This window comes from Streptomyces bambusae (assembly GCF_019400985.1).
Lineage (GTDB): Bacteria > Actinomycetota > Actinomycetes > Streptomycetales > Streptomycetaceae > Streptomyces > Streptomyces bambusae_A.
Window position 1 is genome coordinate 1 of record NZ_WTFF01000297.1, and the last position, 9002, is coordinate 9002.

Below are 9002 nucleotides of genomic sequence, written 5' to 3' on the forward strand. Positions count from 1 at the left end.
GGGGCGGGGCCGGGGCCGGGGACGTCGGCAGGGGCCTCGTCGGGGGCGCTCATCGCACGCGGCTCCGGGCGGGCCCGGAGCCGGGCCCGGTGCGGGCGGCGCGCAGATGCTCCACGTCGATGTCCACCTCGGGCACCGCCATGCCGGTGCACTCCTCGACGCGCTCGGCGACCCGGCGGCGTACGGCCGCGCACGCGGCGCCGATGTCGCAGGGGTAGCCGAGCTCCAGGCTGATGCGTACCCGGGCGATGTCGTGGTGCACGGTGACGGTCGCGTGCGGGGGCGCGGCGGCGCGCGCCGAGGACCCCGTGCCCGTGAGCGCCTCCCGCGCGGCATGGGCGGCGATCTTGGCCACCACGCGGTCGGCGATACGGGTCGCTCCCCGCTCGGCGGCCGGCACCCGCGCGACACGCGGGACCCGTGGGACCCGTGGGACCCGTGGGACCCGCGACACCCCTGGCTCCCGCCCCGGGACGGACGGTCCGGAGCCCGGCGTCTGCCCGGAGCCCGGACCCTGCCCGGGGCCCGAAGTCGGCCCGGGCCGCGGGTTCGGTCCAGGCCGCGGGTTCGGTCCGGGCGGCGTGTCCCCGGAAGGCACGCCCCCGGACGCCGTGCCCCCAGGCGGCTCGGCCCCAGGCGGCACGGCTCCGGGCGGTGGCGGGGGCATCCGGTCACCTGTGCCGGTCGTCGCGGGGGCGGAAGAAGTCGCCCGGTTCGAGGTCCCCGTCGAGGAACCGGCCGATGACGAAGCCGATCGCACCGAGCGCCGCCACCAGCAGAAACGCACTGAACCCGCCGAAGTACCCGGCGAACCCCAGGGCCATGCCGGCCACCAGGCCGACGAGCGCCATGCTCATCCGGACTCCTCCCGTCGTCGTGGCACGCCGTGCGCTACTGGAGCCGGGTCGAGGTGACCGGCGGCTCCGGCTCCTCGACCCCTTCGTCGGGGAGCTTGACGTCGGTGACCGCGATGTTGGCCTCGACGACCTCCAGGCCCGTCATGCGTTCCACCGCCGCCACGACGTTCTCACGGACCGCCCGGGCCACGTCCCGGATCGACACGCCGTAGTCCACGACGATCTCCAGGTCGAGGGCCGTCTGCACCTCGCCGACCTCGGCCTTCACCCCGCGCGACGCCGAGGCCTTCGCCCCGCCGGGCGCCCGGTCCCGTACCGCGCCGAGGCTGCGGGAGAGCCCGCTGCCCATCGCGTGCACACCCGGCACCTCGCGGGCCGCCAGGCCGGCGATCTTCTCCACCACTCCGTCGGTGATGGTGGTGCGGCCACGGTCGGCCGGCTCCCGTGCGGGGGCTCCGGGTACCGATCCGGTCATCGCCGTGTCCCTTCGCGCGTACGGACTCCCGACCACGGTATGCGCCATACCCCCGCGCCGCCCTCCCATGCCGGGCCGCGGGTGAACGCCGGGGCGACGGACAGGGACGAGCCCGTGTCCGCCGCCCCGGTGGCGTGCGCGCGTGCGTGCCTGGCGTCAGGTCGTCACGTCGTCAGGTCAGTCCGACAGCCCCGCCAGGTCGCGCAGGCGGCGGGCCTGGGCGGCGCGCTCGGCCACGCGCTGGTCGTCGTACGCACGGCCGACCGCGCCGCGCAGCAGGGCCTTGGTCTCGACGACCGCGTCGCGCGGGGGCGCCACCAGCGCCGCGGTGAGGTCCGCGACCGCGGCGTCGAGCTCGGCGGCGGGGACGACGAGGTTGGCCAGGCCGATGCGCTCGGCCTCCTCGGCGTGGACGAACCGGCCCGTGGCGCAGATCTCCAGGGCGCGGGCGTAGCCCACCAGGGAGGTCAGCGGCTGCGTGCCGCCGAGGTCGGGCACCAGGCCCAGGCTGGTCTCGCGCATGGCGAACTGGACGTCGTCGGCGACGACGCGCAGGTCACAGGCCAGGGCGAGCTGGAAGCCCGCACCGATCGCGTGCCCCTGGACGGCCGCGACGGTGACGATGTCGTTGCGCCGCCACCAGGTGAACGCCTCCTGGTACTCGGCGATGGTGTCGTCCAGCACCTGGTCGGAGCCGCGTGCCAGGTCCAGGAAGGACGGCTCGCCGTCGAAGCCCTCGGGGGTGAAGGCCTGCCGGTCCAGCCCCGCGGAGAAGGACTTGCCCTCGCCGCGCAGCACCACGACCCGGACGGTGCCCGGCAGCGACCGCCCGGCCTCCGCCAATGCCCGCCAGAGCGCGGGGGACTGGGCGTTTCGCTTGGCCGGATTGGTCAGCGTCACCGTGGCGACCGAGTCGTCCACGACGAGCCGTACGCCGTCCTTGTCGAGCAGAGCCATCTCGGTGCCTCCGGTGTGCAGTCGGCCGCTGCGGGCGGCCGTCGGCCATAAGTGACTGCACAGTAACCACCCGGTCGGCCTCGCGACCGACCGGGGGTCACCGAAGGTCCCGGTTCGGTGGATCAGGCGGCTCCGGTCAGACCGCGGCCGCCTTCTTGCCGCGCGTCGCGCCGCCGCGACCGCGCAGCACGACTCCGGATTCGGTGAGCATCCGGTGGACGAATCCGTAGGACCGGCCGGTCTCCTCGGCCAGCGCCCGGATGCTCGCACCGGAGTCGTACTTCTTCTTCAGGTCTGCCGCGAGCTTGTCGCGCGCGGCGCCGGTCACCCGGCTGCCCTTCTTCAGAGTCTCGGCCACCCGTGCCTCCTCATGGGAAGTGCGCTCTGGACTTCTCATGATCACCCCTCCTGGCCTTCCTGGCCACCCATTCCGCAAGGTCGGTACGACGGCATTTCCCGAGGAGTGGACACCCGAGCAGAACGGAATCTTCTATTCCGCGACCTGTCTTCGGTGACGCTCCGCAATCGCCGTGAGGAAATTCCAGGTCAGCGGGCGGAACGGGAATAAAAGCGCCCCGGCCGCACACCCGAAGGTGCGCGGCCGGGGCCGAGGCACGGCCGTCGGCGGTACGAGACCGCCTCACTCAGATGACGGATCACCCGTGAGCCGAATGATCCAGAACGGCTTCGATCAACGGGCCGGGGCGTCAGGCCAGGGCCACCAGGTCCCGGTAGTCCGGGCCCCACAGGTCCTCGACCCCGTCCGGGAGCAGGATGATCCGCTCCGGCTCCAGTGCCTCGACCGCGCCCTCGTCGTGCGTGACGAGGATGACGGCGCCCTTGTACGTGCGCAGCGCGCCGAGGATCTCCTCGCGGCTGGCCGGGTCGAGGTTGTTGGTGGGCTCGTCCAGCAGCAGCACGTTCGCCGAGGACACGACCAGGGTGGCCAGGGCCAGCCGGGTCTTCTCGCCGCCGGAGAGCACCCCGGCCGGCTTGTCCACGTCGTCGCCGGAGAACAGGAACGAGCCCAGGGTCTTGCGTACGTCGACCAGGTCGAGGTCGGGCGCGGACGAGCGCATGTTCTCCAGGACCGTGCGGTCCGGGTCCAGGGTCTCGTGCTCCTGGGCGTAGTAGCCGAGCTTGAGGCCGTGACCGGGGGTGACCTCGCCGGTGTCCGGCTTCTCCACGCCCGCCAGCAGGCGCAGCAGGGTGGTCTTGCCGGCGCCGTTGAGGCCGAGGATGACGACCCGGGAGCCCTTGTCGATGGCCAGGTCGACGTCGGTGAAGATCTCCAGCGAGCCGTAGGACTTCGACAGGCCCTCGGCGGTCAGCGGGGTCCGGCCGCACGGCGCGGGCTCGGGGAAGCGCAGCTTGGCGACCTTGTCCTGGACCCGCACGGCCTCCAGGCCGGAGAGCAGGCGCTCGGCCCGGCGCGCCATGTTCTGGGCGGCGACGGTCTTGGTGGCCTTGGCGCGCATCTTGTCGGCCTGCGAGTTCAGCGCCGCGGCCTTCTTCTCGGCGTTCTGGCGCTCGCGCTTGCGGCGCTTCTCGTCGGCCTCGCGCTGCTGCTGGTAGAGCTTCCAGCCCATGTTGTAGACGTCGATGACGGAGCGGTTGGCGTCCAGGTAGAACACCTTGTTCACGACGGTCTCGACCAGGTCGACGTCGTGGGAGATGACGATGAAGCCGCCGCGGTAGGTCTTCAGGTAGTCCCGCAGCCACACGATCGAGTCGGCGTCGAGGTGGTTGGTCGGCTCGTCGAGAAGCAGGGTGTCGGCGTCGGAGAACAGGATCCGCGACAGCTCGACCCGGCGGCGCTGACCGCCCGAGAGGGTGTGCAGCGGCTGGCCGAGGACCCGGTCGGGCAGGCCGAGGGCGGCCGCGATGGTGGCGGCCTCGGCCTCGGCGGCGTACCCGCCCTTGGTCAGGAACTCGGTCTCCTGGCGCTCGTACTGCTTGAGGGCCTTGTCGCGGGTGGCGCCGGTGCCGTTGGCGATGCGGTCCTCGTTGGCGCGCATCTTCTTGATCAGCGCGTCGAGGCCGCGCGCGGACAGGATCCGGTCGCGGGCGAGGACGTCGAGGTCACCCGTGCGGGGGTCCTGCGGGAGGTAGCCCACCTCGCCGGACCGGGTGATGGCGCCGGCGGCGGGCTGGCCCTCGCCGGCCAGGCACTTGGTGAGGGTGGTCTTGCCTGCTCCGTTGCGGCCGACGAGGCCGATGCGGTCGCCCTTGGCGACACGGAAGGAGGCGTTCTCGATGAGGATGCGGGCGCCGGCGCGCAGCTCGATGCCGGTGGCGGTGATCACGGAAATGCTCCAGGGCGGTGGGAACGGCGGAAGGTGGGCGGGATGCGTGCTTCGACGCCGCTAATCCGCGAGGAGATTTGCCATGGGATTCATTCTAGCGGGGGTGTGCGGCCGTACGAGGGGCCGCGGGTGTGGGCTCAGGCACGTCCCCGGCGGGCCGCGCGGCCGGACCGCCGCGATTCGGCCATGCCGTCCGGCCCGCCCGGCCCGCCGCCCGGCCCGCCATCCGGTCCGCAGCCCCGCCCGTCGCCCGTTCGGCCCTCGTGGCGCACCGGCGGGCGGGGGTGCGGATCAGGATGGAGGGGTTCGTAACCCGCCGCAGGGCGGCCACGCGGAGACCGAGGCGGTGCGCCATGCAGTTCGACGACGACGCCCAACTGGACACGTCCGAGGTGCAGGACCGGCGCGGCAGCCGCATCCCCGGCGGCCGGGCCACCATCGGCGGCGGCCTGGCCGGACTCGTCGCCCTGCTCATGGCCCTGCTCTTCGGGGTGGGGCCGGACCAGCTGGGCCTGTCCTCCGGGGATCCGGAACCGAGCGCCGCCGTCTCCTCCGCCGCCCAGGTGCAACAGGCCTGCCGCAGCGGCCGGGACGCCAACCTGCGCGAGGACTGCCGGCTGGTCGCGGTTGTCAACAGCACCCAGGACTTCTGGCGGCAGGAGTTCACCCGGCGCGGGGGCGCGTACGGCGCGGCACCGACGGTGTTCTTCACCGGCCGGGTGAACACCGCCTGCGGCCCGGCCACGGCCGCGGTCGGCCCCTTCTACTGCCCCGTCGACCGGAAGGTGTACCTGGACCTGAGCTTCTTCGAGCAGCTGCGTACGCAGTTCGGGGCGACCGGCGGGCCCTTCGCGCAGGCGTACGTGGTCGCCCACGAGTACGGGCACCACGTCCAGAACCTGATGGGCACCCTCCAGCGGGCCCAGGACGGACGGCAGGGCGCGGACAGCAACGCCGTACGGGTGGAGCTCCAGGCGGACTGCTACGCGGGGGTGTGGGCGCACAACGCGACCCGGACCCCCGACGAGTCCACCGGGCGGCCCCTGATCACCTCGTTGACGGACGAGGACATCCGGGACGGCCTGGACGCGGCCGCGGCGGTCGGCGACGACCGGATCCAGGAGAAGGTCCAGGGCCGGGTGACCCCGGAGTCCTGGACGCACGGATCGGCCGAGCAGCGCCAGCAGTGGTTCTACCAGGGCTACCGGACGGGCGACATGGCCCGGTGCGACACCTTCCGGTGAGTGTCGGCGGGGCCTGCCAGACTGTGCCGTGGGTCACAGGCGCGAGAGGGAGTGATCGCCATGGCAGGCAATCCGTCCATCTGTCCGACGTTGCTGTACCGCGACGCGAAGGCGGCCATCAGGCAGCTGACGGAGGGCTTCGGGTTCACCCAGATCGCCGTGTACGAGGGGGAGAGCGGGGCGGTGGTCCACGCCGAGCTGGGGTACGGCAACGGCGTGGTGATGCTGGGCACCAAGGGCACCGGGAGCCAGTTCGACAAGGCCATGGCAGACGCGGGCCCGGTCGGGGTGTACGTCGTCGTGGAGGACGTCGACGCACACCACCGGCGGGCGGTCGAGCACGGCGTGGAGATCGTGATGCCGCCGACCGACCAGGACTACGGCTCGCGGGACTACATGGCCCGGGACGGCGAGGGCAACATCTGGAGCTTCGGCACCTATACGCCGGCCACCACGGCCTCGTAGCCCGGCGGCTCACGCGCCGCCGCGGCTCCGCGGGCTCACGCGCCGTCGCAGCCCTGCGCGCTCACGCGCCGTCGTAGCCCCGCGGGCTCACGCGCCGCCGTAGCCCTGCGGGCTCACGCGCCGCCCGTGTGGACCTGGAAGGCGGCCCTGCGCACGGCCTTGGCGAGGGCCGGGTCGGGATGGGCGGCGGCCAGGGCGACCAGCACCTGCACGGTGCGGGGGTGGCCGACCGCGCGGACCTCCTCCAGCAGCCGGGGGACGGTGGTGCGCACGGCCGAGTCCAGGTGCCGGGCGAGGAGTTCGGACTCGCCGTGGTCGGCGATGGCGGCCGCGGTGTCCACCCAGAGCCAGGTCGTCTCCTCGGGGGTGAGCACGTCCTGCGCGTCCTCGGGGTCGGCGCCGTCGTGCTCGGCGAGCCACAGCAGGGCGTACGGCCGCAGGGCCGGCTCGCGGGTGGCTGCCCGCACCTCGGCCTCGGCGGGGGCGCCGACCACCCGCAGCGCCTCGAAGGCCAGCCCGCGCAGCAGGGCGTCGTCGCCACGGGCCGCCTGCAGCAGCTCGCTGACGGCGTGTCCGACCGGCCGGGCCGCGAGCCAGGCGCGGTACTCGGCGCGGGCCGGGCCGGGGGTGAGCCGGGCGCAGCCGTGCAGCATGGCGGCCGCGGACTGCTCGATGTTTCCGGCGGGGCTCTGCGCGGCGACGCAGATCTGCTCCAGCTTCACCCAGACCGCCCAACTGCCCAGCGGGGTGAGGGCGGCCTGGGCCGGACCGATGGTGACGGCGTCCACGGCGGCGAGTCCGCCGAGCGCCCAGCGCAGCAGCCGCGCGAGCGGGAGCGGCCGGTCGGCGGCGCCGGCGTCGGGTGCCGGGTCCTGGGGCCCGTACGGCACCTCGCAGCGCTCGTCGCGCAGTTCGGCGACGCGCTGGCCGAGGAGGTCCAGCAGGTCGGGCACGGTGACCGGTCCGGCGGAGAGTTGGAGCAGGGAGAGCAGCTGCGGCATGGCCTCGACGACCTCTGCGACGGCCGCGGGGGCGAGGTCGGCGGGTGCGGGGTGCACCAGCGACCAGGCGTCGAAGAGGGCGACCCAGCCGCGCAGGACGGCCGTGTCGTCGCGGTCCCAGGCGCGCATCCGCCAGCCGGGGCGGGCGGTGCCGCCGTGCACCTCGACCAGGCCGGCCAGCCGCGCGCGGTCCCAGCCGGCCCGGATCTGGCCGTGCGTCAGCCCCAGGTCGGCGGCGGCCCGTTCGACGTCGGCGGGCGGCAGCGCGCCGGCCGGTGCGGGGCGGGATCCGTCCGCGGTGCCGAGGTGGTGCTCCGCCCAGCGGGTGATGCGGACCGCGTGGGTGAGTGAGGCCCGGGCCCGGTTCGCGAGGTCGGCCTGCGCGGGGGTGCCCGCCGGCGGCCGGGGCGCGGGCCGGGTACGCCGGTCGGTGACCGCCTTGCGGGCGGTGGCGACCGAGCGCGGGGAGACGAGGCGGAGTCTGGAGTCGCGGGCCAACTGCTCATCAGGCGTTCGGGACGTCACGGAAGCAGTCTCGCCCGTGACGCGCCGAAAGCCCAAACGGAAGGCGGCGTTATCGCTGGTCGGCAGGGGGACGGATCGGGACAAGCCGCCCGGCCGCCACCGCCCTCGCGCGAGCGTCGCACGCCGTTCACACAGAGTGTCGCGCCCCGTTCACATAGGGGGCCGGAGGCCGCTCGCGTACGGGGCCGGGGCGCCGTTCACATATGAGGGGTCAGGAACCTGCGCAGGGCTTCCTCGTAGCCGGCGGGGTCCGCGTTCCACATCGCCCCGTGGGGGGCGTCGCGGACGGTGTGCAGGGTGACGAGGTCGGGGCGGGCGGCGGCCAGGGCGCGGGAGGGGTCCCAGGGGGCGAGGGCGTCGTCCGGGCCGTGGAAGAGGAGGGCGGGGATCCGCAGGGCCCGGGGGTCCGCGGCGGGCGGCCGGCGGTCGGCGCGCAGTCCGGCCATGCTCTCGGCGGCCCGGACGGCGAGCGGCAGCAGCGGGGCCGGGGTGCCCCGGGCGGCGACGAGGGCGCGCAGGGTGGTGTGCCGGTCGAGGACCGGTGAGTCCAGGACCAGGGCGCAGATCCGGTCGGCGAGCGAGGAGCGTTCGGCGGCGTGCAGCGCCATGGCGGCGCCGGTGGACCAGCCGTGCAGGACGATCCGGCGGGCGCCGAAGCGCAGGGCGTAGCGGAGCGCGGCGTCCAGGTCGCGCCACTCGGACTCGCCGAGGTGCCCGAGGCCGTCCGGGGAGGCCGGGGCGCCCAGGTCGCCGCGGTAGGCGAGGTCAAGGACGGGCAGCTGATGGCGGCCGAGGAAGGGCATGACCGCCATGGGCTGCTCGCGGGTGGCGCCGAGGCCGTGCACGGTGATCACCCAGGTGTCGCGGGCGGCGGGCACGAACCAGGCCGGCAGGGAGCCCAGCTCGCCGGGGACGTCCACGTCGGCGTGGTCGAGGCCGAGGGCGCTGCGCGGGTCGCCCAGGTGGACCTGGGGGGTGAGGTGGACCCGGGCGCCCGGGTCGAGGCTGCCGTGGGTGACGGCGACCAGCTGCCGGACCACGGTGTCGGGGTCGTGCGGGGCGTCGGGCAGGACCGGGCCGACGACGGCGTGCACGCCCGGCGCCTGCAGTCCGTACGTACCGGGCCGCAGGGACGCCAGGGTGCGGGTGCGGTCTCTTATGCACATCTCCGC

10 protein-coding genes are annotated in these 9002 nt (G+C 74.4%); 2 read left to right on the top strand and 8 right to left on the bottom strand.

Annotated elements, in window-relative coordinates; translation table 11 throughout:
* Positions 1-49 precede the first annotated feature (49 nt).
* The 6 genes from GPJ59_RS37910 to GPJ59_RS29055 form a co-directional block, all read right to left on the bottom strand.
* The gene (locus GPJ59_RS37910; RefSeq protein WP_374200940.1) at positions 50-454 is read right to left on the bottom strand and encodes an Asp23/Gls24 family envelope stress response protein; all 405 of its coding nucleotides are present in this window, start codon (positions 452-454) and stop codon (positions 50-52) included.
* 217 nt (positions 455-671) lie between these two features.
* Positions 672-857: a hypothetical protein gene (locus GPJ59_RS29035; RefSeq protein WP_219670676.1), complete on the bottom strand. Its 186-nt coding sequence runs from the start codon at positions 855-857 to the stop codon at positions 672-674.
* Positions 858-891: 34 nt separating this feature from the next.
* Positions 892-1332: an Asp23/Gls24 family envelope stress response protein gene (locus tag GPJ59_RS29040; RefSeq protein WP_258025080.1), complete on the bottom strand. Its 441-nt coding sequence runs from the start codon at positions 1330-1332 to the stop codon at positions 892-894.
* A gap of 177 nt (positions 1333-1509) precedes the next feature.
* Complete coding sequence (locus GPJ59_RS29045; protein WP_219670683.1) at positions 1510-2289, bottom strand: enoyl-CoA hydratase/isomerase family protein; 780 nt, start codon at positions 2287-2289, stop codon at positions 1510-1512.
* Positions 2290-2425: 136 nt separating this feature from the next.
* Positions 2426-2647 carry a helix-turn-helix domain-containing protein gene (locus GPJ59_RS29050; RefSeq protein WP_308120543.1) on the bottom strand — a complete coding sequence of 74 codons (222 nt, stop codon included), beginning with the start codon at positions 2645-2647 and terminating at the stop codon, positions 2426-2428.
* Positions 2648-2996: 349 nt separating this feature from the next.
* Complete coding sequence (locus GPJ59_RS29055; protein WP_219670686.1) at positions 2997-4595, bottom strand: ABC-F family ATP-binding cassette domain-containing protein; 1599 nt, start codon at positions 4593-4595, stop codon at positions 2997-2999.
* A gap of 353 nt (positions 4596-4948) precedes the next feature.
* Here GPJ59_RS29055 and ypfJ point away from each other — a divergent pair, with 353 nt between their 5' ends.
* The gene (ypfJ, locus tag GPJ59_RS29060; protein ID WP_219670688.1) at positions 4949-5839 is read left to right on the top strand and encodes a KPN_02809 family neutral zinc metallopeptidase; all 891 of its coding nucleotides are present in this window, start codon (positions 4949-4951) and stop codon (positions 5837-5839) included.
* A 60-nt stretch (positions 5840-5899) separates the two neighbouring features.
* Positions 5900-6304 (top strand): VOC family protein, encoded by a 405-nt coding sequence (locus GPJ59_RS29065; RefSeq protein WP_219670689.1) that lies wholly within the window; start codon positions 5900-5902, stop codon positions 6302-6304.
* 113 nt (positions 6305-6417) lie between these two features.
* Here the strand turns inward: GPJ59_RS29065 and GPJ59_RS29070 are convergent, their stop codons facing one another.
* Together GPJ59_RS29070 and GPJ59_RS29075 are read right to left on the bottom strand one after the other, a co-directional pair.
* Complete coding sequence (locus GPJ59_RS29070) at positions 6418-7830, bottom strand: hypothetical protein (RefSeq protein ID WP_308120545.1); 1413 nt, start codon at positions 7828-7830, stop codon at positions 6418-6420.
* A 197-nt stretch (positions 7831-8027) separates the two neighbouring features.
* Positions 8028-9002: alpha/beta hydrolase (locus GPJ59_RS29075; RefSeq protein WP_219670690.1), on the bottom strand; the 975-nt coding region annotated here is incomplete at its 5' end.

What these genes read in the sequence shown, in the direction of transcription:
- GPJ59_RS29035 (WP_219670676.1), bottom strand. Translation starts at nt 857, where the DNA reads ATGAGCATGGCGCTCGTCGGCCTGGTGGCCGGCATGGCCCTGGGGTTC.
- GPJ59_RS29040 (WP_258025080.1), bottom strand. Translation starts at nt 1,332, where the DNA reads ATGACCGGATCGGTACCCGGAGCCCCCGCACGGGAGCCGGCCGACCGT.
- GPJ59_RS29045 (WP_219670683.1), bottom strand. Translation starts at nt 2,289, where the DNA reads ATGGCTCTGCTCGACAAGGACGGCGTACGGCTCGTCGTGGACGACTCG.
- ypfJ (WP_219670688.1), top strand. Translation starts at nt 4,949, where the DNA reads ATGCAGTTCGACGACGACGCCCAACTGGACACGTCCGAGGTGCAGGAC.
- GPJ59_RS29065 (WP_219670689.1), top strand. Translation starts at nt 5,900, where the DNA reads ATGGCAGGCAATCCGTCCATCTGTCCGACGTTGCTGTACCGCGACGCG.